General features: G+C 68.5%; 22 protein-coding genes, 1 tRNA gene and 1 pseudogene. 13 read left to right on the forward strand and 11 right to left on the reverse strand.

Annotated elements, in window-relative coordinates; translation table 11 throughout:
* Window positions 1-57 precede the first annotated feature (57 nt).
* The 8 genes from JYK18_RS26925 (at window position 58) to JYK18_RS26960 (ending at window position 9,761) form a co-directional block, all read left to right on the forward strand.
* The gene (locus JYK18_RS26925; protein ID WP_206806265.1) at window positions 58-1,467 is read left to right on the forward strand and encodes an MFS transporter; all 1,410 of its coding nucleotides are present in this window, start codon (window positions 58-60) and stop codon (window positions 1,465-1,467) included.
* A 16-nt stretch (window positions 1,468-1,483) separates the two neighbouring features.
* A complete protein-coding gene (locus tag JYK18_RS26930; RefSeq protein ID WP_206806266.1) occupies window positions 1,484-2,923 on the forward strand; it encodes an amidohydrolase family protein in 1,440 nt (479 codons plus the stop codon).
* A 25-nt stretch (window positions 2,924-2,948) separates the two neighbouring features.
* Window positions 2,949-4,154: a CdaR family transcriptional regulator gene (locus tag JYK18_RS26935; protein WP_206806267.1), complete on the forward strand. Its 1,206-nt coding sequence runs from the start codon at window positions 2,949-2,951 to the stop codon at window positions 4,152-4,154.
* An 82-nt stretch (window positions 4,155-4,236) separates the two neighbouring features.
* Window positions 4,237-5,259 (forward strand): dipeptidase, encoded by a 1,023-nt coding sequence (locus tag JYK18_RS26940; protein ID WP_206806268.1) that lies wholly within the window; start codon window positions 4,237-4,239, stop codon window positions 5,257-5,259.
* A gap of 12 nt (window positions 5,260-5,271) precedes the next feature.
* The gene (locus JYK18_RS26945) at window positions 5,272-6,654 is read left to right on the forward strand and encodes a serine hydrolase (protein WP_206806269.1); all 1,383 of its coding nucleotides are present in this window, start codon (window positions 5,272-5,274) and stop codon (window positions 6,652-6,654) included.
* Window positions 6,651-7,940, forward strand: coding sequence for an FAD-binding oxidoreductase (locus tag JYK18_RS26950; protein WP_206806270.1), 1,290 nt, complete (start codon window positions 6,651-6,653; stop codon window positions 7,938-7,940). Before JYK18_RS26945 ends, JYK18_RS26950 begins: the two co-directional genes overlap by 4 nt.
* Window positions 7,930-8,325: a RidA family protein gene (locus tag JYK18_RS26955; protein ID WP_206806271.1), complete on the forward strand. Its 396-nt coding sequence runs from the start codon at window positions 7,930-7,932 to the stop codon at window positions 8,323-8,325. The genes JYK18_RS26950 and JYK18_RS26955 overlap by 11 nt, the downstream gene beginning before the upstream one ends.
* Before the next feature lie 17 nt (window positions 8,326-8,342).
* The gene (locus tag JYK18_RS26960) at window positions 8,343-9,761 is read left to right on the forward strand and encodes a serine hydrolase (RefSeq protein ID WP_206806272.1); all 1,419 of its coding nucleotides are present in this window, start codon (window positions 8,343-8,345) and stop codon (window positions 9,759-9,761) included.
* 281 nt (window positions 9,762-10,042) lie between these two features.
* Here JYK18_RS26960 and JYK18_RS26965 read toward each other — a convergent pair whose 3' ends face one another.
* Window positions 10,043-12,049 (reverse strand): RNA polymerase sigma factor, encoded by a 2,007-nt coding sequence (locus tag JYK18_RS26965; RefSeq protein WP_277992304.1) that lies wholly within the window; start codon window positions 12,047-12,049, stop codon window positions 10,043-10,045.
* 118 nt (window positions 12,050-12,167) lie between these two features.
* Between JYK18_RS26965 and JYK18_RS26970 the strand changes: the two genes are divergently transcribed.
* Window positions 12,168-12,488 carry a hypothetical protein gene (locus JYK18_RS26970; RefSeq protein WP_206806274.1) on the forward strand — a complete coding sequence of 107 codons (321 nt, stop codon included), beginning with the start codon at window positions 12,168-12,170 and terminating at the stop codon, window positions 12,486-12,488.
* A gap of 199 nt (window positions 12,489-12,687) precedes the next feature.
* A complete protein-coding gene (locus JYK18_RS26975) occupies window positions 12,688-13,884 on the forward strand; it encodes a lipase family protein (RefSeq protein WP_206806275.1) in 1,197 nt (398 codons plus the stop codon).
* Window positions 13,885-13,927: 43 nt separating this feature from the next.
* On the opposite strand, the pseudogene JYK18_RS26980 reads toward JYK18_RS26975, so the two are convergent.
* Window positions 13,928-14,680, reverse strand: a pseudogene (locus JYK18_RS26980) (MFS transporter); the annotation flags it as partial.
* Between the two features lie 94 nt (window positions 14,681-14,774).
* Between JYK18_RS26980 and JYK18_RS48325 the strand changes: the two are divergent.
* Window positions 14,775-15,326 (forward strand): LuxR C-terminal-related transcriptional regulator, encoded by a 552-nt coding sequence (locus tag JYK18_RS48325; protein WP_374195087.1) that lies wholly within the window; start codon window positions 14,775-14,777, stop codon window positions 15,324-15,326.
* A gap of 304 nt (window positions 15,327-15,630) precedes the next feature.
* On the opposite strand, the gene JYK18_RS26985 is transcribed toward JYK18_RS48325, so the two are convergent.
* From JYK18_RS26985 to JYK18_RS27025, 9 genes are all read right to left on the reverse strand, one after another.
* Complete coding sequence (locus JYK18_RS26985) at window positions 15,631-16,380, reverse strand: GAF and ANTAR domain-containing protein (RefSeq protein ID WP_206806276.1); 750 nt, start codon at window positions 16,378-16,380, stop codon at window positions 15,631-15,633.
* Between the two features lie 189 nt (window positions 16,381-16,569).
* Complete coding sequence (locus tag JYK18_RS26990; RefSeq protein WP_206806277.1) at window positions 16,570-16,953, reverse strand: STAS domain-containing protein; 384 nt, start codon at window positions 16,951-16,953, stop codon at window positions 16,570-16,572.
* A gap of 155 nt (window positions 16,954-17,108) precedes the next feature.
* On the reverse strand, window positions 17,109-17,600 hold the full coding sequence (locus tag JYK18_RS26995; RefSeq protein WP_206806278.1) for a nitroreductase family deazaflavin-dependent oxidoreductase: 492 nt from the start codon (window positions 17,598-17,600) through the stop codon (window positions 17,109-17,111).
* 7 nt (window positions 17,601-17,607) lie between these two features.
* Window positions 17,608-18,783 carry an FAD-dependent monooxygenase gene (locus JYK18_RS27000; RefSeq protein WP_206806279.1) on the reverse strand — a complete coding sequence of 392 codons (1,176 nt, stop codon included), beginning with the start codon at window positions 18,781-18,783 and terminating at the stop codon, window positions 17,608-17,610.
* Window positions 18,780-19,358, reverse strand: coding sequence for a TetR/AcrR family transcriptional regulator (locus tag JYK18_RS27005; protein WP_206806280.1), 579 nt, complete (start codon window positions 19,356-19,358; stop codon window positions 18,780-18,782). The genes JYK18_RS27000 and JYK18_RS27005 overlap by 4 nt, the downstream gene beginning before the upstream one ends.
* A gap of 124 nt (window positions 19,359-19,482) precedes the next feature.
* Window positions 19,483-19,683, reverse strand: a complete 201-nt coding sequence (locus JYK18_RS27010; RefSeq protein ID WP_206806281.1) for a hypothetical protein — start codon at window positions 19,681-19,683, stop codon at window positions 19,483-19,485.
* A gap of 437 nt (window positions 19,684-20,120) precedes the next feature.
* Window positions 20,121-20,321 (reverse strand): hypothetical protein, encoded by a 201-nt coding sequence (locus JYK18_RS27015; protein WP_206806282.1) that lies wholly within the window; start codon window positions 20,319-20,321, stop codon window positions 20,121-20,123.
* A 44-nt stretch (window positions 20,322-20,365) separates the two neighbouring features.
* A complete protein-coding gene (locus JYK18_RS27020) occupies window positions 20,366-21,625 on the reverse strand; it encodes a site-specific integrase (protein WP_206806283.1) in 1,260 nt (419 codons plus the stop codon).
* A gap of 83 nt (window positions 21,626-21,708) precedes the next feature.
* Window positions 21,709-21,785, reverse strand: a tRNA-Leu gene (locus tag JYK18_RS27025).
* A 220-nt stretch (window positions 21,786-22,005) separates the two neighbouring features.
* Here JYK18_RS27025 and JYK18_RS27030 point away from each other — a divergent pair.
* Together JYK18_RS27030 and JYK18_RS27035 are read left to right on the forward strand one after the other, a co-directional pair.
* Complete coding sequence (locus JYK18_RS27030) at window positions 22,006-22,617, forward strand: ANTAR domain-containing response regulator (protein ID WP_113692905.1); 612 nt, start codon at window positions 22,006-22,008, stop codon at window positions 22,615-22,617.
* Window positions 22,618-22,879: 262 nt separating this feature from the next.
* The gene (locus JYK18_RS27035) at window positions 22,880-24,061 is read left to right on the forward strand and encodes a branched-chain amino acid ABC transporter substrate-binding protein (protein WP_206806284.1); all 1,182 of its coding nucleotides are present in this window, start codon (window positions 22,880-22,882) and stop codon (window positions 24,059-24,061) included.
* The last annotated feature ends 79 nt before the right edge of the window (window positions 24,062-24,140 follow it).

Below are 24,140 nucleotides of genomic sequence, written 5' to 3' on the forward strand. Positions count from 1 at the left end.
CGGGTAGCGCTGTGCCACACCCCGTCGAAAGGCTCGCTCACCCATCCGGAGACATCCATGTCGGTATCTGCGCTCACCGTCGAGAACGGACCGAAATCCGGGGCATCCGCCACCGCCGTGCTGGGCTTGGTCATCCTGGTCTACACCGTGCTGGAGTCGATGCTGGTTCCGGCACTGCCCCTGATCCAGGACGGGGTCGGCGCCTCCGCCTCGTCGATCACCTGGGTCTTCACCGGTTTGCTCCTGTCAGGCACGGTGGCGACCCCGCTGGTCGGACGGCTGGCCGACATCTACGACAAGAAGGCGGTCTTCCTCGTCGTACTGGGGATCGTCGCGGTGGGCACGCTCCTCGGCGCGGTGGCCACGTCGATCGTCGTGCTCGCGATCGGTCAGGTGCTCCAGGGCGCCGGGCTCGGACTCGTTCCCCTGTCGCTCGGCATTCTGCGGGACACCCAGCCGGCCGCGCGGGCCAGGATCGGCAACGGCCTGGTGGTCGGCATGTCGGGACTGGGTTCGGTCATCGGCTTGTTGCTGGCCGGCCCGCTCCTGACCGCACTGCCCTACAACTGGCTCTACTGGCTCCCGCTGGCCGCCCTGGTCCTGCTCGGTGCCGCGGCGGTGCCGGTACTTCCGGCCGCCCGGCCGCCCACTGGCGACGTCCGGGTCGACTGGGTGGGCGCGGCTTTGCTGAGCGGTGGTCTGCTCGCGGTGCTCATCGGTCTCACCCAGTCCCCGTCGTGGGGATGGTGGTCGGCGGAGTTCCTCTCGCTCGGCGCTGCGGGCCTGACGCTGCTGGCCGTGTTCGTGGTGGTCGAGTTGAAGGTCCGGCAGCCACTGATCGATCTTCGCTCCGGTGGCCGGTCGGTGATCATCACCTGCGTCGTCGCGTTCGCCGTCGGCTGGGCGACGTACGCGGTCTTCCTCTCACTCCCGACGATCGTCGCCGCGCCTCCCTCGACCGGGTACGGGCTCGGCGACACGCCGAGCACGGCTGGGCTGCTGCTGATCCCGCTGGGCGTGGTCGCCGCCGCGTCGGCGCCACTGGCCGGGCTGCTGGAACGCGTGCTCGGCGCCAAGATGGTGCTGGTGCTGTCCTGCCTGCCGATCGTCGCTTCCGCCGCGGTCCTCTTCCTGGCCCGCCACGAGGGCGTCGTGCTGGCGTTCGCGTCCGGGCTTGCCGGGCTCGGCATCGGCATCGGCCTGACCCAGGCGATGAACATCGTGTCGTCGGCGGTGCCCGCTGAGCGGATGGCCAGCGCGAGCGGCCTGCTGCTGGTCGTGCGCTCGATCGGCGCGACGGTGGGCGTGCAGGTGTCGGGCAGCGTCCTGGCGAGCGACCCCGTTCCGGGGACGGCCTTGCCCACCTGGTCGTCCTTCAGCGCGGTCTTCCTCATGGCGACCGTGGTCGGCGTCGGGGCGGTCATCGCCGGCGCCGCGCTTCCCGGTCGAACTGCCCGCTTCGAATGAGTAAAGGAAAGAACACATGCCTCAGTTGCTGACCGGTGCGACCATCATCGATGGCGTTGCCGACAAGGGAATCGACGGCCAGGCCATCCTGATCGACGAGGGCCGGATCGTGGCGATCGGCCGACCGGAGGAGATCTCCGCGGACGCCGAAACCGTGGACTTCAGCGGGAAGTACGTCATTCCAGGGCTGATGAACGCCAACGTGCACCTGCTGATGAGCGTTTTCCTCGAAACCCTCGTCCGCTATGAGGACCGGTACGAGGACCTGATCATCGAGGCCGCGCAAGTCGCGCTGAAGAGCGGAATGACCACGGTGTTCGACACCTGGGGGCCGCGTCGTGTGCTCATGTCCGTTCGCGACCGGATCGACCGGGGTGAGGTCGTGGGCAGCCGCATTCGCTGTGCCGGCAACATCATCGGGTTCGACGGTCCGTTCTCCGGGGATTTCGACGGACGGATCAGCGGGGTCGGCAGCTCCTACTTCGTCGACCGGGTCAACGCGACGTGGGTGGAGAACACCGGCCGGCACCTGATGTGGCTGACGCCCGAGGCCGTCGGCGAGGAGGTGCGGGAGTACATCGGGCGTGGCATCGACTTCGTCAAGTTCGCGTCGAACGAGCACGGCGCGACCGCGGCCGGTGCCTTCCTGCAGTTCTCGGGGCGCACCCAGCGGGCCATTGTGGAAGAAGCCCACCGTGCTGGGGTGACCGCGCAGGCGCACACCTCGTCGGTCGAGGGGCTGCGGCTCTCACTCGAAGCGGGCTGCGATCTGATCCAGCACTGCAACGTCACCGGGCCGACCGAGATTCCCAAGGAGACGCTCGAGTCGTTCGCCGAGCGGAACTGCGGCGCCGTCCTCTTCCCGTTGACCGACAACGGTCTTTCGACGCTGAAGGAGTCCATTTCGGATCTCGAATGGACGATGTGGAAGGCCGCCGACGCCAACTGCCGTCACCTGGTCGAATCCGGGGCCACCATTCTCATGGCCAACGACGGGGGAATTCTCGCGCCGGAGGTCATGCGGGAGCCGATGATCAAGAACACCTGGAACGGGCTGCCCGAAGGCGAAGCGCTCGGACGGCTGGCGACCGGGCACTTCACCTGGCTGCGGGCGATGGAGGAGAAAGGCATGTCGCCGATGGACCTGCTGCGGGCGGCGACCCGCAACGTCGCCGAGGCGTACCGGGTCGACGACGAACTCGGCACGCTCGAAGCTGGAAAGCGCGCCGACCTGGTGGTGCTCGACCGGGATCCGTTGCAGGGCGCCAAGAACTACCAGAGCATTCACGCGGTCATCAAGGGCGGCACCCGCGTGGACCTTGACACGCTTCCCGAACGGCCGCTATTGACCGCGGACCTTCCCGAGCAGACTGAGGAAGAAGGCCGGTACAAGCGATTCCTCCACCACGGTGCGCGCCTGCCGTCCTGCCCGTCCTGTCTGCCTGGGACGCGCTGACGGCGGGCGGGTTACATTCACCGGCGTGAGCGAAGACCTGCAGCGGGTGGTGGACACACTGGCTCGGCAGCTGGGCCGGGCGGTCGCGGTCGACGACGTCCACTTCCGGCTGCTCGCCTACAGTGCGCACGCCGGTCCGATCGACGACATGCGAGCGCGGGTGATCCTGACCCGTGAGGCCCCGCCGGAGGCGGTCGCCTGGCTGCGGCGGTTTCGGCTTCCTCGTGCCGACGGGCCGGTTCGCCTTCCTGCTTCGGCGGAGCTCGACCTGCTGCCGCGGGTCGCCATCCCGATCCGCTTCCAGGGTGTTCAGTTCGGCTACCTGTGGCTCATTGACGCCGAGGAGCCGGTGGACGATGCCGGGCTTGAGCTCGCCGGGGCCGCGGCCGACGAAGCCGCCGAGGTGCTGTTCCGCGAGCGGGCGCTCGGCGAGCTGCACGACGCCCGTGTCGGGGAGTTCCTCCGGGATCTGACGTCGGAGGATCCCGTGGCTCGCGCTCTCGCTGCCGGTGGGCTCGTCGAATCCGGTCTCTTCGCGGCGCGCGGGGGCGTGGTCGTCATCGTCGTCGCACCTCTGCCGATAGCTGGTCAGGAGGTGGAAGAGGGTGACCGGCTGGCGCTCGGAGCGGCGCTACGCGCGGCAGCCATGGCGATGCCGGTCCGCGAGAGCATGGTCCTGATCCGCCCCGGCCACGGGTTGCTCGTCGTGACGCAGCGCGCGCTGGAGCGGATCCCCCGGCTCGCGGACGAGCTGTGCTCGTCCGCGGTGGAGCGGCTGGGGCGCGCCGAGCGCTGGCGGGCCGTGGTCGCCGGGGTGGGCCGTCCGGCGGCGCGATTGGCCGACGCCGCGACCTCGTACCAGCAGGCCCTCGACGCGATCCGGGTCGCCGACGTCATCCCGGTCTTCCGGCCCGTCGCCCGCCACGACGCGCTGGGGATCTACGCCCTGCTGGCCGCTCTGCCGCGTGAGCAGCTCCGCAGCATGGGGGTCGCGCAGGCGATCACCGCACTCCTCGACGCCGATTCCGCGCTCCTGGTAACCGCGGAGGCGTTCCTCGACCGTGCGGGAGATTCCCGCGCGGTGGCCGAGCAACTCGGTGTGCACCGGGCGACGATCTACCACCGGCTCCGCCGCATCGAAGAGCTCACCGGCTTCGACCTGAGCGACGGCGAACTCCGCCTCGTGCTGCATCTCGGCATCAAGGCGGCGAGGCTTCTCGGCGACATCTGATGCGACAGGTGTTGAACATAGGCCCCCGTAGTGCGACATTCTGCGCATCCGTTCGGGTGGATCGGTTCCTACACTTGCGGGCATGCCTCTGCACCAGGACGCCGTGGTGGTGGACTGCCACAACGACCTCATCCTGCTGGTCGACCACTTCGACCAGCGAGATCAGCCCGGCCACTTCAGGGACTTCTGGCTCCCCGAACTGCGTGCCGGGGGAGTCGACGTCCAGATCCTGCCCATCTGCCTCGAACCGGCCTTCCAGTCCGAGGGCGGCCTGCGGCGCACCCTGTTGCTCGTCGAGCGCATCCATCGACTCGCCGCCGAGCACAGTGACGACGTGGCAGTCTGCCTGACCGGCGCCGAGATCGACTCCGCGGTCGCCGACGGCAAGATCGCCCTGGTCATCGCGCTCGAGGGAGCGCACGGAATCGGGCAGGATGTCGCGCTCGTCCGCACTCTTCACCGGGTGGGGGTCCGGGTCGTGTCGATGGCGCACTTTGGCCGCACGTTCCTCGCCGATGGCAGCGGCCTCGACACGACTTCACGGGGCCGCCTCACCCCGCAAGGCATCGAGGCCCTGCGCGAGCTGGAGGACCTGGGCATCGTCTTCGACATCAGCCACCTCGGTATCGGTGGGGTCGACCACGTGCTCGAACTCGCCACCAGGCCGTTTCTCGCGACCCACTCGGCCTGCCTCGGCATCACCGACGTCCACCGCAACCTCCACGACGACCACATCAAGCGGATCGCCCAGCTCGGTGGCGTCATCGGGGTGGCCGCGGCGATCCCGTTCTTCATCGACGCCCAGCACCCCACGGCCGACCGGGTCGTCGACCACATCGAGCGGATCGCCGACGTGGCGGGCATCGACCACGTCGGGCTCGGCCCCGACTTCATCGACGACTACTACCAGCAGGTCTTCGGTGGCTGGATCATTCCGCCTGACCTCGCGGCCACCGCCGCACACGCCGAGGTCGCCCGTCCGTCGGACCTGCCGAAGATCACCGAGGCGCTGGTGCGGCGCGGCTTCGCCGAGTCCGACATCCGGAAGATCCTGGGAGAGAACGTGCTGCGAGTCCTTCGGGACGTCATGACGGCCCACGCCTGAGAGGGGCTGCTCATGCCGACACTTGCCGACACCGCGGCTTGGCTCGACGAGAGCCTTGCTGAACTTCTTGCCCAGCACCGGATTCCCGGCGCCGCTGTCGCGGTGCTCGCCGATGGCGAGGTGACCGACCACGCGGCGGGCGTGCTCAACACCGGCACCGGCGTTGACTCCACAGTGGACTCGCTGTTCCAGATCGGGTCGATTTCCAAGGTGTGGACTGCAACGCTGGCGATGCAGTTGGTGGACGAGGGGCTGCTGGGTCTCGACGATCCGGTGCGGGCCCACCTGCCGGGCTTCACCGTCGGGGACGAGCAGGCCGCGGCCGGGATCACGGTCCGGCAGCTCATGTGCCACACCGCGGGTTTCGAGGGTGACGTCTTCACCGACACCGGACCCGGCGACGATGCCGTGGAAAGGCTCGTGGCGTCTCTTTCGGACGTTCCGCAGCTCTTTCCCCCGGGCGAGCGGTTCTCCTACAACAACGCCGGCTTCTGCGTGCTCGGCCGCATCATCGAGGTGCTGCGGGGCAAGTGCTGGGACGACTGCGTGCGCGAGCACCTCATCGCACCGCTCGGCCTGACCCACGCGGCAGCAGGGCCGTACGACGCGATCCGCTACCGCGCCGCGATCGGGCACGTGCAGCCCGGCCTGGACGCGGAACCGGTTCCAGCACCGGTCTGGGCGCTCCCGCGTTCGAACGCTCCGGCTGGTTCGACACTGGCGATGAGTCCGCGTGAGCTCCTCACGTTCGTCCACAGGCACCTCGTGGCAGACAGTGGCACGCCGGTGCTGTCGCCGGAGTCGGCGCTCGCGATGCGCGAGCCCCAGGTGCAGGCGCCCGACCACGGGCTCATGCCTGACGCGCTGGGCCTGGGCTGGTTGCTCTACGACTGGACGGGTGGGCCGGTGTTCGGCCACGACGGCGCCACCATCGGCCAGAACGCCTACCTCCGGGTCGTCCCGCACCGCGGTGTCGCCGTCGCGCTGTCGGCCAACGGTGGCCGGGCGCTGCACCTGTACCAGGAGGTCATGGCTCGGGTGCTGCACGATCTCGCGGACGTGGTGGTGCCGCCCCTGCCCGCCCCGGCCGCCGGCCCGGCGCCGGTCGAGGTGGCACGGTTCGTGGGCGAGTACACGTCGATGGTCACCGACACGGTGGTGAGCGGGGACGATGCCGGCCGACTGTGGATCGAGCGCACGCCGAAAGGGATCCTCGCCGAGATGGGCGAGCGCCCGTCGAAGAACGAACTGCTGCCGTACCGGGGCGAGACGTTCGTCGCGCGCATCGATCCGGCAACCGGTTACTACCAGCCGTACACGTTCGTCGGGGACGACGGAGCCGGCCACGCCCAGTTCCTCTACCACGGACGTGCCGACCGAAGGGAACGTTCATGACCGCCATGGCCGCTGGTGAGCGGGTCGTCATCGTGGGCGGTGGAGCCATCGGCCTCGCGACCGGCTACTTCCTGCAGCGCGCGGGTGCCGAGGTCGTTGTGCTGGATCGCGGCCACGTCGGAGACGGTGCCTCGCGGGGCAACGCCGGCTGGGTCACGCCCGTGCTGTCCGGGCCCATCCCGGCGCCGTCGGTCCGGAAGTACGCGCTGCGCAACATCGCCAAGCCGAGCTCCCCCTTGTTCATCCCGCCCCGGCCCGACCCGGCACTGGCGCTGTGGCTGTGGCGCTTCTGGCGGTACTGCAACCGCCGCGATCACGCGGCCGGGCTCGCTGCGATGGCGGAGCTCAACCGCAGGACGATGCCGCTGTTCGACGAACTCCGGCGGGATGGAGTGGAGTTCGCCATGTGGCAGAAGGGTTTGCTGTTCGCATTCCTGACCGAACAGGGCGCGGCGCACGAACTCGCCTCGCTGCGGGAAATGGCGAGGTTCGGCTACGAGGTGCCCGACGCCCCGCTCGACTCGTCCGCCGTGCACCAGCTCGAACCGGCGCTCTCGCAGCGCGTGTCGGCGGGCTTCCTGCTCGCCGGCGAACGACACGTGGACCCGCAGACGCTCACCCGAGGGCTGGCCGACCGGCTGCGTCAAGGGGGTGCGGTCATCCGGGAGCGCCTGGAGGTCACGGATTTCGAGACGAAGGGCGACCGGGTCGTCGCCGCGATCTCCCACGGCGAGCGCATCGAAGCCGACCGTGTCCTGCTCGCCGCCGGCGCCTGGACGAGGCCACTGGCCCGCAAGCTCGGCGTGGACCTGCCGGTCCAAGGTGCCAAGGGGTACAGCTTCACGGTGCGCACGGAGAACCCGCCCGCCCACCCGCTGTACTTCGGCGACGTGAAGGTCGGAGTCAGTTCTTATGAGGACGGCCGCACCCGCATCGCCGGGACCATGGAGCTCAGCGGGCTTAACGAGAAGATCCACCAGGGCCGGGTCAGGTCGATCGCCGAGCACGCGCGGACCTACCTGGGCGACTGGGCCGGCGGCCCGATCGAGGATGTCTGGGGCGGCATGCGCCCGCTCACCTACGACGGTCTTCCCGTCATCGGCGGATCGGCCCGCTATGCCAACGTCTACGTGTCCACCGGGCACGCCATGCTCGGCATCACCCTCGCACCGGCCACCGGCGAGACGCTCGCCGAGCTGATCGCCACGGGCCGGTCTCCCGGCGTCCTGCGGCCGTTCACCCCTCAACGATTCCACAAAGGATGGAAGAGGCACGATGAGCACTGACTTGATCCGCGTCGGAAACGCGCTGGACTACGGGAACCTGCCCCTGTCGGCCGCGGCCCGCATGGACGGGACGGTGCACACCGCCGGCGTCCTGTCGATCGACCCGGCCACCGGCGAAGTGGTCGGCGAGACGATCGAGGAGCAGGCACGGGTCGCGCTGAGCAACCTGGAGGCCGTCCTGCGAAGCGCCGGCTCATCGCTGGGCCAGGTCGGGATCGTGCGGGTCTACCTGGCCGACATCGTGGCCGACATCGACGGCTTCAATCGCGTCTACGCGGAGTTCTTCGCCCGGCACCACCCCGCCCGCTACGCACTGGGGGTGGCCCTTGCTCTCCCCAGCCTGAAGGTCGAGCTCCAAGCGGTCGCCTCCGCCGAGCCCGCCTGACACCGGGAGGACCAACCGTGACTGCTCTGAATTCCCTGCGTGACCGGATCGCCGGCATCCTCGATGCCCAGTCGCCCGCGACAGGTGTCGCCGGGGCGGTGATCGGTGTCGCGGTGGGCGGCGATCAGTTCTCTCTCGCCCACGGCTGTGCGAACCTCAACACGGGCCAGGAGTTCTTGACGGACACCGGCTGGCTGCTCGGCTCGGTCACCAAGGTGCTGACCGCGACGGTCCTGCTGCGCCTGGTGGACGCCGGCGCGGTCGACCTGGACGCGCCCGCGCGCCGCTACCTCCCCGAGTTCACCCTCGCCGAGGCGGACGCGGCCGATGCCATCACCGTGCGGATGCTGGTCAACCACACCAACGGCATCGACGCCGACGACCTGATGCCCGCGTCGGTACGAGGGCGGGACGCGACGCGCTCGTACATCTCCCAGCTGGCGGACTTCGGCTGCGTCTTCGAGCCCGGTGCCGGTGTGCACTACTCCAATCCCGGGTTCGTTCTCGCCGCACGGATCATCGAGCGTTGCACCGGGCTGCCGTACGAGCGGGCGATTCAGGCCGAACTCTTCGACTTGTGCGGCATGACCGACGCCACCGCGGTGCAGACCCAGGCGTTCCTGCGGCCCACCGCGATCGGCGCGTTTGCCACCGACGAGCCGGGAAAACTGCGGGCAACGACGCTGTTCAGCCTGCCGGAGTCCGCAGGCGGAGCCGGTGCGACTCCGATCGTGACCGTCGGCGACATGATCGCCTTCGGCCGCACGCATCTTGCCGGTGGCCTGGCCCCCGATGGCCGGCGGGTGCTGTCGGAGCAACTGGTGGCGGAGATGCAGGCCAAGGGCGTCGACCTCGGACTGCCTCAGACACCGCCGATGGGGCTCGGCTGGTGGCTGGCCCCGATCGCCGGAACGACCGCTGCCTGGCACGGCGGCGGGTCTCCTGGGGGGACGTCGAGCTTCTGCATCGTCCCGGAGCACAACGCGGTTGTTGTCAGCTTCGTCAGCGGACCCAACACGTTGCTCAACGACACGCTGCATACCACCGTGATCGAGCACCTCACCGGGCGCCAGGCCACTCCACCGTTCACTCCGGCTTCGGCGTCGGCAGACCCGGAGATGGCCGGCGAGTACGCGGCGTTCCACCGGTCCGTGCGCACCAGCTGCCACGACGGTGAGCTGATCGTTCGGACGACCACCCCGCCCTACACCGCCGACGAGGACCTGGATCGCATCCTGGCTGCCTACGGATCGCCCAGTTCGTCGACGGACACCTACACAGCGGTGGCCCCCGGCCTGTTCCTGCCCAAGGGCGTCGGCTCACGGCACACCACCGGCTTCTACGGCCGGACCAGTCTCCTCGCAGACCTCCCCGCGGCACCTGGCCGACCGCGGGGCCTCCACACCGGGCTCCGCTTCATCCCCAGGGTCGGCTGACCACGGCGGCGGAGTCACCGCCACGGCGCTGGTCGGCACGATCTTCCGCCGGGAACGGCTGGGAAACCTGCGGACAAAAGTGAGTGTGCGCAGCACCGGGTACCGCTCATGAGCGATCGCCAGACTGGCCGCCGACCGGCGCGGACGACTGCCGGGCGCACTGGTCCGGGCAGGGAGATCAAGGAGGCCGCGCGCGGCGAACTGTTCCGTGCTCGGTGCGCCGAGTCCACACCGACCCGTGTACGCCTCGGACCGCGGTTTAGGCCAGTGCAACCGTTGGCTTATGAGGGGTGGAGTCGTGTGACGTTCTCGGCGACCGTGCGGGTGGTGGTGCCGTTGGAGAGGGTGAGCGTGCCGGCGGCGATGGTGGAGTTCGTTGTGGTGGCGGTGTAGGTCAAGCTGGTCTGCCAGCCGCCGCCGACGTCGGTGAGGAACGGGCGAGCGTTGTCTTCGAACGTCCAGGACCTGTCGCTGGAGCGGTACGTGCGGGCGGAGGCTGTTGAGCTCGGTTCTTGTCCAGGACTGGGTTGGGCGATGGCGACGGCGGTCGCCGTGCCGTCCGGGGCGATGGTGAGGTCGCCGATGGCCCAGGAGGGTTCCAGTGCGGTGCGGGCCAGTGTGGTGCCGGTTCGGGTGTCGATCAGGGTGAGGACTTGGGTTTCGGCGTAGGTGGGTGGTTCGTGGTGGCGGGCGATGTGTGCGAGACGGCTGCCGTCCGGGCTCAGAGCGAGGGCGGTGATGCTGTCCGCGGTGTCGAGAACGGCGGTCGCGGTGCGGTCTTCGTTGATCCGGTGGACGGTGTAGCGCAGCTCGCCACTGACGTCGCCTTCCCGGGTGATGGCGTAGACGGTGGTGCCGCTCTCCGCGCGGGCGGTGAGCATCGTCAGGTGCGGGCTTTCGTCGACGGTGTCCGCGGGACGGGTGGGCAGCCCGCTGATGATCAGGGGCGTGGGTGGTCCGCCGTCGGCGGGGTAGCTCACCAGTCCGGTGTCGGTCTTGCTGGTGCCGATCAGTTCTGTGCCGAGGAATGCGCTCTCGCACCCGGTGCAGGGCCAGCTGTGCTGGGTTCCGGTCCTCAGGTCTCGCAGTACGACGTCGCCGCTTTCGGCATGGTTGATCCACCATGCCGCCTGGTTACCGTCCGAGGAGAACACGACGTCACCGGCGACGTAGAAGGGGTCGTCGGGGATGAGGGTTTCGGGCTCGGCGTCGGGGGCGCGGAGTAGTTGCGCGCCGGACAGTGTGGTGAAGGCGATCGGGCGGAACGTGGTGGTAGGTGGTGCCGCGACGGGCGCTGGCGCGTTGGGGCGGGTGAGCACCACAACGAGGGTGATCAGGGCGATGACCGCGAGGGCGGCGGTGGCCTGAAGAGCCCGCCGTGCCCGTGGCCGGGGACGGCTGCTGCGGCCGGGTGGGGGGCGGTCGGCGGGCTCGCTGGCGTGTGCGGCCGGTGCGATGGCGAGGTTTTCGACGAGGTCGCGCACCTCGGGGGCGATCAGGATGGGGATCAGGACCGGCGCGTAGGTGCCGGTGAGGCGTCGGCGTTGGTGCTGGCAGGTGGTGCAGTCGTCGCAGATTTCGCAGTTGTTGAAATGACGGGCGATCCGCTCGCGGAGTTGCTTGGTGAAATTCTCCCCGCTCCAGTCGGCTTCGTCGAGGATCTGCGCCAGGCGCGCGCAGTGCGGTCGGCCTTCCTGGGCCAGGATGAGCGCGCCGAACCCGTCGTTGAGCAGTGGGACCAGCTCGCTGCTGAGCCGGCTGGCCTGCGCCGGTGACACGCCGAGGCGCTCGCCGAGTGCCGTGCCGCGCAACCCTTCCCGGAAGGACAGGTGGAAGAGGTTCTGCTGGCGTTCGGTCATCGTGGCGACCACCGCGTCGAGCAAGCGGTCGACCTGAGCCCGGCGGGCTTTGCTGCCCTGTTCGTAGGCGCCGGGTTCGTCCTCGCCCTCGAACTCGGGAGACGCGGTGATTCTTCGTTGCCGCTCCAACTCCTTGAGGCAGATGTTCTTGGCGACCGTCCGGAGCCAGCCCGCGAGGCTTTCCCGGACCTGGCCCAGGCTCTGGAAAGCGATCAGGAATGTCTGCGCGGCGGCGTCGCGGGCGGAGTGCGGTTCGCGCAGCCTGCTCGCGCACTCGCCGAGCACCAACGCTTCATGACGCTGGTAGATGGCGAAGAAGATGGCTTGGCGTTCGGTCGGTGAGCTGGTCGCCAGGAACCGCCGGACCAGTTCCGCATCCGGTGGCTCCCGCACGTCCGACGGCTGCCCGCCACTGGACACCTCCACCATGTCACCCCTCCTGAACAGGCCGAACAGAAAGTCTCAAAGTTTTTCCGGATGAGAGGGGGAGTAAGCGCGGTCTCGATTCCCAGGCATCCGCAACGTTCCCTCGACTGCGGAGGACATCATGGCTTCGAGCAACGCCAACTCCCGAACTACGCTCACCCGCGGCTCCCAGCGGTCCGCCGGGATGGCGGTGCCGTTCGCCGCCGGTCTGGCCGCGTCCGGTTCCGCTACTGCACTGACAGTCGCGCTGGTCGTGCTGGGCATCTCCGCTGCGCTGGTCTTCGTGATCGAGCTGTTGTCCTTGCCCGCGGTGGCCCAGCACCTCGGTTACCGGCAACTGCGGTGGAACACCGAGCACCTGCCGGCCGGTGAGCACCAGCGCGACCTCAACCAGCGGACCGTGGACCTGGCGCGCACCACGATCACCGGAAAGAACGGCTGAGGCCGGTGCGCGCGGTGGCTCATGCGCCGGTTGCCGCGGGCGGCGAAGTGGCGGAGCAGGTCACCACCGTCGGCCATGGTGTACGCCAGGCGCTCCGGGAACAACCCAATATTCCACTTGCGGGGTAGGGCTGTCCCCAGGTCCGATCCGGGGGAGCGCCTGCTGGCCGCCATGGGCGGCCGGAGCCAAAGATGATCACGTGAAAAGCAAGCACCTCAAGAAGTTCGTGGCCGGCTTGGTCGCCGTCGCCAGTCTCTCCGCGGCTTGTGGCACTGCCGAACCGGAGCAGCGGTCCGAGCCGGGACGCGGCAGCGTGGTCTCTGTTGTGCCGGTGGCCGATCTTGCCCAGGCCGAAGTCGCCGATCGCCTGCGGGCGATCGGGATCGACGCGTCGCCGGTCAGGTTCGGCGTGACCGCCCAGCGCGTGGTCTACCGCACCGTCGGCACCACCGGCGAGCCGACCACGGCCAGCCAGCTGGTCGCCTTCCCCAAGAACGACCGGAGCGACCTGGGCGTGGTGTCCTGGTTGCACGGCACCACCGTCTACCGAGGCGACGTCGCGTCGGTCAAGGACGAATCCACCGACCGGGTGGCGGCACTGCTGTTCGCCGCCACCGGGCAGGCCGTGTCGGCACCGGACTACCTCGGGCTCGGCGAAGGTCCCGGCACCCATCCATACGGGCACCCCGAAGCCACCGTCTCCGCCGCGCTGGACGGGCTGCGGGCGGCCAAGGAGGTTGCCGGCGGCCAGGGCAGAACCTTTGACGAACGCGTGCGGGTCAGCGGTTTCTCCCAGGGCGGCCCGGCCACCATGCTGTTCGGCCGCGCGCTGCAGGACGGTGCTGATCCGGCGTTCTCGCTGGGCGGGCTCGCGCCGATCGCCGGGCCGTTCCACCTGAGCCGGTTCGAGGCGGACGCCGCGTCGGACAAGATCGACAAGGCAGCTCTCTACCTGGCGTACTTCAGCACCGCGTGGGACCGCATGTACGGGCTCTACGACTCGCCGTCGGAAGCGTTCCGCGAGCCGTACGCGGCCAACGTGGAGACCCTCTTCGACGGTGACCACCAGACGCAGGAGATCGCGAAGGCACTGCCGCCGGTGGCGAAGGACCTGTTCACCGAGCAGTTCCTGGCACGGGTGCGGGAGCCGGCCGGGGTGCTGGCGGACCGGCTGCGGCCGCTGGACACCACCTGCGACTGGCAGCCCGAAGTGCCCGTGCACCTGTTCCACGCCGCCGGTGACCGGGATGTCGCGTTCACCCATGCTGAGTACTGCCAAGCGCAACTCGTGGCGAAGGGAGCCCAGCAGCAGCTGACCGACGTCGGCGCGGTCGACCACAACGGCAGCGTGCGCGCGGCTCTACCGCAGGTGGCCCGCGAGTTCGCTCCGGCGTGACAGCGGCCCGGCAGGAACACCGGGAGGGAGCCGAGCGTGGTCATCAGGCTCCTTCTCGCACAGCGTGAACGTGTTCGGCGTGGTTGTCCACATCAGCTGTGTGCTGTGGGTCCAAAGTGGACTTCCGGGCGGGTTCGCGGACGAAGAGCGTGGCGAGGAAGGTGAGCGCGATGCAGCCGGTGACCCACCAGTAGAAGCCGCTCTCGTTGCCCCCTTGTTTGAACCAGAGCGCGATCGGTTCGGACAGTCCGCCGAAGGTCGCGGTGACCAGTGCGTGGGGCAGGCCGACGCCGAGGGCGCGCACGCTGGTCGGGAACATTTCGGCCTTGATGATCGCGGACAGCGCGGTGTAGCCGGTGAGCACGGCCAGTGCGGTGAGCATCAGGAGGAAGGCGATCCAGGGGTTGCCGGTCTTGCCGAGGATGGTCATCAGCGAAACGGTGATGACCATGCCGCCGATGGAGAAGCCGAACATGATCGGCCGGCGGCCCCAGCGGTCGGACAGGGCTCCGGCGACGGGTGGCAGCATGAAGAGGAACAGGGCGACGAAGCTGATCAGGGCGACGGTCGGTTTGGGCATGCCCGCGGTGAGCACCATGTACTTCTGCAGGTAGGCGGTGAAGGTGTAGAAGGCGACGGTGCCGCCGATGCCGAGACCGAGCACGGCGAGCAGCCGCGGCCGGGCCGGTGCCGTCGCCCGGCGGGCCTGTTCGGCTTCGAACTGCTCGGATTCCATCATGGACCGCCGCAGGTACATCACCACCAGCCCGGCGATGGCGCCGATGACGAAGGGCACCGCGGCCGCGTCCGGCTTGCGGGACCTGGGTTTCGTCTGGGACGCCGCGCGGCTGGCCGGCCAGGCGGCGATCCGCACCAGCGACCGCCAGGCGATGACCCGGCTGCTGGAAACGGCCCGCCAGTTCCAGGGCCGCGGCCGCGAGGACGCGGCAGGCACCACTTCGGTGATCACCCCGGAGGTGGAACTCAGCCGCCGCGAACGGCAGGTCGCCGAACTCGTCGTGGAAGGCCTGACCTACAAGCAGGTCGGGGCGCAGCTCTACATCCGGCAAACCGTCGAACACCACCGGAGATTGGTTCCGCCTCGCTCTCTCGTAGGCCGGGTTCGCCGATGGCCGCTGACGCGGCCGAGTGCGGTGTGGCGCACTCAGGCGCTGGACAGTGCTCGGCGTCAACGCGATGGCGGGCTGACTTACGGTCTGATCACGGTTACCGTCGACGGTTCCGGGACAGCACTGGCCGCCGCTGCGCGAGGTATCAGTCTCGGACTGCCAACGCCCGCGGTGATGGAGTTCCTGCTCAGGATGGCGGCATTGATGGCGATTTGCACGATCCTCGGCGCAGCGTTCGGCGTGCTGCTGCGCAACCAGGTGACCGCGATGACGGCCTTCGGAGAGGGCGGCCAGATGCTGCGGTGCAGCTAAGAGGACCTGGCCAGCATGCCGGTGCCGGTGGCTCGGGTGCCTGTTCTCGGCATCTCGGAGGCCCGAATGGGTGGGTTTTGAAGCCTCGGAAATAAGTACGCTAGTGCGGTTCGAACCCGGGTCCCCGAGGTTCAAGCTGGGTTCCGGGGACAGGCTCTGGCCGTGCCGCGCCGCTTTCCTGCTGGTTCCCGGCTGGGATCGACGCCCTCTGCTCTGGTGATCCGGGACGCCGGAGCGGCAACATGATCGTGTCGCCTGGGAGGGCCGCTCAACGCCGGGGGCACCGGCCATCCCGGGTGACGGTTCAGCGACCGGACAGGTCGGCGGTCAGCGCGTCCAGCACCGGTTCGAGTTTTCCGTTGTCCTGGGCGGTGACCAGTTGGGCGGCGATGTCGCGCACCTTGGTGTTGTGCCGCTGGGAGATGATGCGGAGCAGGGTGAACGAGTCGTCGGTGGTGATGTCGTGGTGGCGCATGAGCAGGCCTTGGGCGCGGCCGATGGTGGTGCGGTTGTCCAGCGCGGTTTCCAGTTGGCCGATCAGTGAGCGGCAGTCGTGGTAGGTGGTGACGTTGTCGAAGGTCGTGCCCGCGTGGAGGGTGAACATCAGGATGAGGTCGTGGCTGACCGTGCCGAACTGGTTGGGTGTGCGGGAGTAGAGGCTGAACGCGGCGCTCTGCGCGCGCTGGGCGGGGAGGGGCAGGGCCAGGCAGCTGCGCAGTCCCGCTCGTCGCAGCAAGGCGGAGTAGGCGGGCCAGCGCTCGTCGGTGCGGGTGTCGGTGAGGTAGCGGGGTTCGCGGTGGGCCAGTACCTCGCCGATCGGCCCGACAGCGACGGTGGGGCGGTGGCTGTTCTCGGTGACCGCGGCGGGCAGGTTGGTGCTCACCGGCTCGGGTCCGTGCGTGGTGCGCACCGTAATCGCGGCGTGGTCGCAGCCGGGCACGGTGGCCACCACGCGGTCGATGTAGCGGGACAGCGCGGTGTCGAGATCGGCGTCGTCGACCAGCCTGCCGATCTCGGCCAGATCCTGGGCCACCGCGATCACTGAATCGGCCATGGAATCCTCCGTTCCGTCCCCTGGACCGTGGTGAGCTTGCCACGCTGGACGGTTCGGGCCGTCCGATGGGGCGAATGGTGTAAAGGGCTCCGCCGCCGGGTACACGACGTAGACGGCTGGGGGAGTCCCGGGGCTTCGACACCGGTCGCAGGGGGTGGTCGTCCAGACCACGGGCGGCCACCCCCCCGCTCACGACAACGAACGGCGAGCGGCGTTGACGGAGTTGTGGACTGGCAGGTAAGGGCCGAGGTTCAACACCTCGATCGGGCGCTGGACCGGGCGATGGGGTGCCACGAGCCCGAAGCGCGTCCCGGCTGTCTTGGCCGCGGCGCTGGCGTTGATCAGCACGCCCAGGCTGGTCGAGGAGCAGAAGCTGACAGCGGTAAGGTCCACCACCAGTACCTGGGGGCTGAGCGCTTGGGCCTGGCTGAGCAGATCGCCGAGTTCCCCGGTGTTCGAAATATCGAGTTCACCGCCGACCACCACGACGACGCACTTGTCGTCCAGCGGCTCCAACGAGAACGCCGCCAGCGGCAGACTGTCTCCACAGCTTGGGTCGATGTCTTCGGGCATGCGCAGCCTCCACATCGGGATGAGCCCCGACCCGGCCGGTCGCCGTGTCGATAACGCTCAGCTGTGGTCTCAACCGCGCGCCACAACGTTACAACGCCGCGCCCGCGCGGCCCCTGGGGAGCATCGCTGTCACCCTGTTCGTTCCGAGGCGACGTTCACGCACCCTGCGGCGACCTCACGGAATCGAGGGTGAACGCGACGGAGCGAAGGCGTTCTGCGGCGTTGTCGAGCTGGCCGGTGGTGGGTTCGGCGGGCAGGCTGAATGCGGAAGCCAGGCGGCGCCAGGTGCGCGGGTGCCGCCGACGGTAGCTGGAGAGCAGTTCCACGGTCTGCTCACGGGTGAGGAACCGCTGCGCGGGCCGCTGGTAGCGGTGGCCCGCGAGCCGGATCTCCAAAGCGGGTGCGGCCTGCAGGTTGCGGTACCAGTCGGCCCGTTCGCCGTAACCGGATACCACGAACACTTCGGTGTCATCGAGGCCGACCACTTCCACAACGGTTTCGCGTCGTAGTCCGCTGCTGCGACCGCGGTGGGCCACGTAGACGAACCGGCGTCCGAGCAGCGAGCCCAGGCGCATCCGGTAAAGCCAGACAGGGCCGCGGAACGCGATTCGCAGCAACCCGGTCGGCAAGCTGTCGAACAGTGCCAAGGCATCCTCACTTTTTGTTGGCAGCAGGGAGGTTTCGGATGAGCGGGGTGGGTTTCCCGGCTACGCTCGCCGCTATCAGGCGGTTGAGCACCGGCACGTGCGTTGTTCGCAAGGCCGCACGGCGCAACGGGAGCTGCCACGCCGAGCCCGGCAGGAACCAGCGTGCGGCGGCGCGGCCGGTCTTCTGCTTCTCCTCGGCCACCGGGCGCCAGAGCCGCTCGTATTCCAGCACCGCCTGGCTGATTGGCCGCCTGGCCAACTGGTCGGCGAGCAGATAGGCACCTGCCACGCCCAGCGACGCACCTTGCCCGGCCAGCAGGGAGACGGCGTGGCACGCGTCGCCGACCAGCACGACGTTCCCGTTGCTCCAGCGCGGCATCTCGATCTGAGCGACCTGGTCGTAGTACAGCTCGGCGGATGGCGGGCACCGATCGAGCGCGTCAGGTACCAGCCAGCCCAAATCGGCGTAGGCGTCGAGCACCGCGGCGCGGACGTCGTCCGGCAGCGTCGGATCCGGAGTCCGGTGTATGCCGAATGTGGCGACGCGGCCGGCCGGCAGGGCGTAGAAGCCCATCTGGCTGTCGATGGTGTCGGTCAGGCACGCTCGTCCGGCGACCGCGGTACTGATCGCGGGGGAGTCGAAGGTGTAGGCGGCGGTGTGAAAGCCGAGGTAGCGGAAGAACTGAGATTCGTCCCCGAACACCAGCCGCCGGATGGCCGAATGAATGCCGTCGGCGCCCACCAGGAGATCGGCCTCCAGTTCCGTGCCGTTGTCCAGAGTGACCAGCACGCGGTCTCCGCGCTCGGCGACCGCGACAGGGCTGACGCCGAAGCGCTGATCGGCCGTGTCCAGCAGCTGGTCCCGCAGCACGCGTTCGAGGTCGGGCCGCATGAGACTCAGTAGCGGGCCGTGAGCGAACAAGGTGGGGCGCACGGTGGCGCGGCGCCGCCCGCGCGCGTCGACGAACCACGCCTCTGTGATCGGGTGTGCGATGTCTTCGAGTGCGGGCAGCAGGCCAATCGATCTGGCCGCGTCGTAGCCGGGGCCGAAGAAATCGATCATGTACCCGTGCGTCCGAGGGGACGGCGCGCGTTCGAGAAGCACGACGTCGCCGCCGAGGTCCGACAGCCGCGCCGCCAGGGTGAGCCCAGCGATCCCGGCGCCGCAGATCACCGTCTTCATCCCGGCTCCTTCGCATCGGCGGTGAGCCGGCGCAGCACGGCCGCCACCTCCGCGGTACGCGGGACCGAGCCCAGGCCGCGGTGCAGGAGCAGTCCGTCGACCGAGGCCATCAGCACGGCCGCGGTCTCCTCGGCCGCGGGTACTCCGCGTTCGCTCAGCCACTGGCCGAACCGCTGCCGGAACTCCCCGGCCACCCCGGCAATCCGCTCGCGGAGCTCCTCGTCCCTCGTCGCCGCCAGATACGCCTCGATGAACAGCAGCGACGTCCGATCATTTCCGGAGTACTGGTCCAGGGACGCGAGGATCTCCTCGATCGCCGCTGCCGGGTCGGCCGCGGCGTCGAATGCATTGTCCATTTCGGACAGTACTTCGCGCATTCGGCCGATTGCCGCCTCGTTCAGTAGCGCGGGCATCGAGGAGAAGTGGTAGTGCACGACGCTCGGGGTCACTCCGGCGCGTTCGGCCAGCACTCGCGTGCTCACCGCCGGCCAGCCGCGCTCGGGAATGAGCTCGACCGCGGCTGCCAGTAGCCGCTCGCGCACCTCTTGGCCTCGTTCCGCCGCGGGAGAAGTCATCGGCGAATACCTCCTGGGCGATCGTCCTGTACGACTGCCCTAACTCTAGGCCGCGCGTCGGTGCCGGCGCAACAACGGCCGCGCTCGGATTTGCCTAGTCCATTGTGGACTTTGGTGTCGAGGCTTAGCGGAGTCGTCGGCGCGTGAGTGCCAGTGCGAGCGTGACGACGACGGCGCCGGTCAAGTCGTGCCAGGTGAGCGCCAGGGTGGCGTCCCACCAGATCAGGCACCAGCCCAGCACCGCGAACAACCGGGGCAGCCGCTGGGGGAGCAGGGCGAAGCCGAGTAACACCAGCGTGGCGGCGAGCACGATGATCGTTTCCATGGGCTTACGCGCCGTTGGGGTGGTCGGTGCTCAAGGTGGCCCTCCGCTGGGTGCGACTTTGCTGCCGCCGACCAGACTTCCCGGCACACCTGCACGGCATCGTAGCCATCCGTGGTCCGGACGCCGGGTGCCGGGGGTGCGAGCCGGGCCTGACCTGTTGATTTCCCTGGGGTGGTTCCTTGCGGCATGTTTACGTCCGGAGCGCCGCGGCCGTCGACGAGATCGCCGAACTCGCAATGACGCAAAATCGACGCCGTCGGAAACCCGGTGCCGGCGGTACGGGACAACTCCCGCTACGACTTGTCACCCTCGACGTGTGTGGAGGTCAGCGGACCGGTCGCAGTCGAATGCAGCGCGCCCCGCGTCGAGCCGCTGGCACCGGAATCGCCATACGTGGTCATTCCCGACCTGCTAACTCGGGTGTTCCTTTTTGGACTTCAGTGGAGGTTGCCGTTGTAGGTGGCGAACAGTCCTCTGAGGTTGACCATGTCCTCAGTCGGGTTCTTGGCGTCGCCGAGTGTGATCGCATCCTTGCTGTCTTCAGCGGACTTTGAGGTAGTTGGCCTGTCGGACTCTTGTCTTCGGGCGGTCGACTTACCCTTTTTGATCTTGTCATGCTTGCGTTTCGCTTCGTGCATAGAGCCAGAATACGGCGAACAGGAGTTCGAGGAAGCTCGACACGCTATGGTTTTCTTTGGGGCTTCGGCATGCGGGAACCGAGGATCTCGGCGGCCTTACGGTCCGAGGCAGCGACCCATGCGGCGTAGACGCGCAGCGTCGTAGCACCGCCGCCGCCGTGGCCGAGGCGGCCTGCGACGGTTCGCAGGTCGATTCCGGCGGACAGCAGTTCGGTGGCGCTGAAGTGGCGCAGGGCGTGTAGGTGAGTCTTGATGCCGAGGCGGGTGGCCATGTCCTTGTATCGCTGCGTGACGGCGTTGGGGGAGTAGGGCTCGGAGTGGTCCGGCGTCTTGCTGCCCGAGAAGACGAAGAGGTCTTCGTGGAACTTGGTGCCCAGCTTCTTGAGGCGCTGTTCGACGCGCTTCCGGTGCTCCCGGAGCAGGGTGACGGTCTCGGAGTCCAGGGCGATGCGGCGGTTCTGGTGGGTCTTGGTGTCCTTCTCCTTGCCACCGACCCAGTTGAACCGCAGGTCGATGACCTCGGCGTCCAGGTCGACGCGGGAGAAACGTAGGCCGACCAACTCGCCGCGCCGGACGCCTGTCGTCATGGCTAGCCAGACGAGGGTGCCCCAGTCGGCGTCCATCTTGAAGGCGGCTTCGACCAGGCGTGCTGCCTCGGCGGCGGTGGGTGGGTCCGGCTCCGGAGCCTTCTGCTTGGGGCGCCGGGCGATGAGGGCTGGGTTCTCGTTGAGCCAGCCCCAGCGCTTCGCGGCGCCGAATGTGCCGCTCAGGATGGCGTGAATTTGGCGGACCGTGGACGCGGCCATGGGGCGGCACTTATGCGCCCGGCATTCCGCGGCCTGGCAGTCGTGGTCTGCCTCAAGAGACTTGTGCTTCTCGATGAACGGCTTGCCGTCGCATCGCGCGCGGCAGCGGCGTAGTTCGTTGTAGAAGCTTTCGAGGGTGCGAGCGGTGACCTTCTTGGCGGGCTGCTCGCCGAGGGCTGGCTTGATGGTCCGCTTGATGTAGCCCTCGTAGGTCTTGCGGGTGCTGTCCTGCATCTCCGTCAGGCGCATCCACTCGTCCAGGGCATAGGACAGAGTCACTGACGAACTGGGCGCCCGCTGCTCGTCGGCCTGGGTGAGCAGGCGGTTCAAGACCTTCTCGGCGCGCTTCTGGGCCGCTTTATCCGTGCCGTCGACCTTCTCCCGCAGGTAGGAGCGCTTGCCGGTGACCGGGTCGGTGCCTGCGTAGACGACTACGCGCAGGCTGCTCCCACGTTCCTCGATCCGCCCCCGTGAGCGGCCCTCCACAGCACGACTCATGGCCGTGAGTGTACTCGCACCCACGGCCGCATCCAATGATCAACAACGTCGATCAGTCTTCAGTTGTAACGCCAGGTCAGGCGTGGTGCCCCCGGTGCGACTCGAACGCACACTGGACGGATTTTGAGTCCGCTGCCTCTGCCGATTGGGCTACGGGGGCGGCGCCGCCAGACTTTACGGGATGGGGCCGAGCCCAGCGCAACAGGGTTACCAGTGGGGCCGATGGGGTGAAAACCCACTGTGCGCTGAATCATGTTAAACCTGCGTGACCTGGTCGCACACGTGGTGAACGCCATCTCTCAATCGGTTCCGCTGACGGTACGCTCGGAACCCGCGGCAAGCCGCACCTTCCACCCCTTCGAGCTCGCAGGAGGACACCGGTGACCGAACCGGCTGCCGAGGCCAACGGCGTCGCCACCGCCCCACAGCGTCGAGTGCTCGTCGCCGAGGACGAGGCCCTGATCCGCCTCGACCTGGTCGAGATGCTCCGCGAAGAGGGATACGAGGTGGTCGGCCAGGCCGGCGACGGCGAAGAGGCCATCAAGCTCGCCACCGAACTCAAGCCCGACCTGGTCATCCTCGACGTGAAGATGCCCAAGCTGGACGGCATCGAAGCGGCCTCCAAGATCACCGGCGACCGGGTCGCGCCGGTGGTCATCCTGACCGCCTTCAGCCAGCGGGACCTGGTCGAGCGGGCCCGCGACGCCGGCACCATGGCCTACCTGGTCAAGCCCTTCGCCAAACGGGACCTCGTGCCGGCCATCGAACTGGCCGTCAGCCGGTTCGCCGAACTGCAGGCGCTGGAGTCCGAGGTGGCCGGGCTGACCGACCGGCTGGAAACACGCAAGGTGATCGATCGGGCCAAAGGCCTCCTGATGAGTGAACAGGGACTGTCCGAGCCGGACGCCTTCCGCTGGATCCAGCGGACCGCGATGGACCGCCGCACCACGATGAAGGCCGTGGCGGAAGCCGTCGTTCGGGGGATCGGCTGAGCGCCGACCCCACTGGATTACTGGCTAAATTGTCACTTGTGGTTACCACTCGTTCGTTGCAACCCGATGATCGGGTATAAAGCCTCCGTTAACACCGGTGACCACCGTCACGATGTGGAAACAACCAGCTTCGTGACGCTGTGCAACGCGGCGAGGGACGACTAGGTTCAGCGCCCAGTCAGGTCCAGGACGAACGGCCGTTCCGGTGGTTCGTCGGCATTTGGAGGAACGAGTGTCAAGAGCACGACTCACGCGGGTTTTGGTGCTGGCAGCGACCGCATCGCTGGCCCTGGGCGCGTGTTCGGCGCGTACCGACGGCGGGTCCACCGGGGACACCCCCACGGCCCCGCAGGCCACCGCTCCCGCCCAGGCCGCCGACGCGGCCGACCCCAAGGGCGACGGCAAGGCCACCTGCGCCGCCGGCACCGCCATCGCGTACGCCGGAACCATCAACGGTGAGAACGCCGCGCTCGGCCAGAACATCCTCAACGGCGTCAAGGTCGCGGTGAACCGCCACAACGAAGCCAACCCGGGCTGCAAGATCGAGCTCAAGGAGTTCGAGACCGAGGGCACCCCGGACAAGGCGCCGGGCATCGTCACCCAGATGGTGAACACCCCGCAGATCCTCGGCGTCATCGGCCTGCCGTTCTCCGGTGAGTCGAAGGCCGCCGGCAACATCTTCAACGACGCGGGCCTGGTCTCCATCACCCCGTCGGCCACCGGCCCCGGCCTGTCCCAGAACGGCTGGAAGACCTTCTTCCGCGGCCTGGGCAACGACAACACGCAGGGCCCGGCCGCCGCCACCTTCATCACCGGTGAGCTCAAGGCCGAGAAGGTCTGCGTCGTCGAGGACGACTCCGAGTACGGCATCGGCCTGGCCAACGCCATCAAGGGCGCGCTGGGCAGCAAGGTCGCCTGCAACGAGAAGGTCAAGTCGAAGCAGATCGACTTCGCCGCCACGGTGAACGCGGTCAAGGGCGCCGACCCGCAGGCCGTCTTCTACGCCGGTTACTACCGCGAGGCCGCGCCGTTCGCGCAGCAGCTCAACGACGCCGGCGTGACCGCCAAGTTCGTCGCGCCGGACGGCGTGAAGGACGACGAGTTCGTCAAGGGCGCCGGTGACGCCGCCGCCAGCGCGTACTTCACCTGCCCGTGCGTGCCCGCGGACCAGTTCACCGAGTTCAGCAACGCGTTCAAGGCGCTCTCGGGCAAGGACCCGGGCACCTACGCGCCGGAGGGCTACGACCTCGCCACGATCCTGATGAAGGGCATCGACTCCGGCAAGACCGACCGCGCCGGGCTGCTCGACTACGTCAAGAACTACGACGGCCAGGGCCTGACCAAGAAGTTCAAGTGGGACGCGACCGGCGAGCTGGCCGCCACCACCGTGTGGACCTACAAGGTCGAGAACGGGAAGATCGTCCGGAACACCGAGATCAAGTAGCAGAGCCGCTCTCGGCAAATCGATTTTGTAACCGGGGTGTGCGCGCGACGGTTCGATCCCGTCGCGAGCACACCCCGGA

The sequence above is a fragment of the Amycolatopsis sp. 195334CR genome (assembly GCF_017309385.1).
In the GTDB taxonomy this organism is placed as follows: Bacteria; Actinomycetota; Actinomycetes; order Mycobacteriales; family Pseudonocardiaceae; genus Amycolatopsis.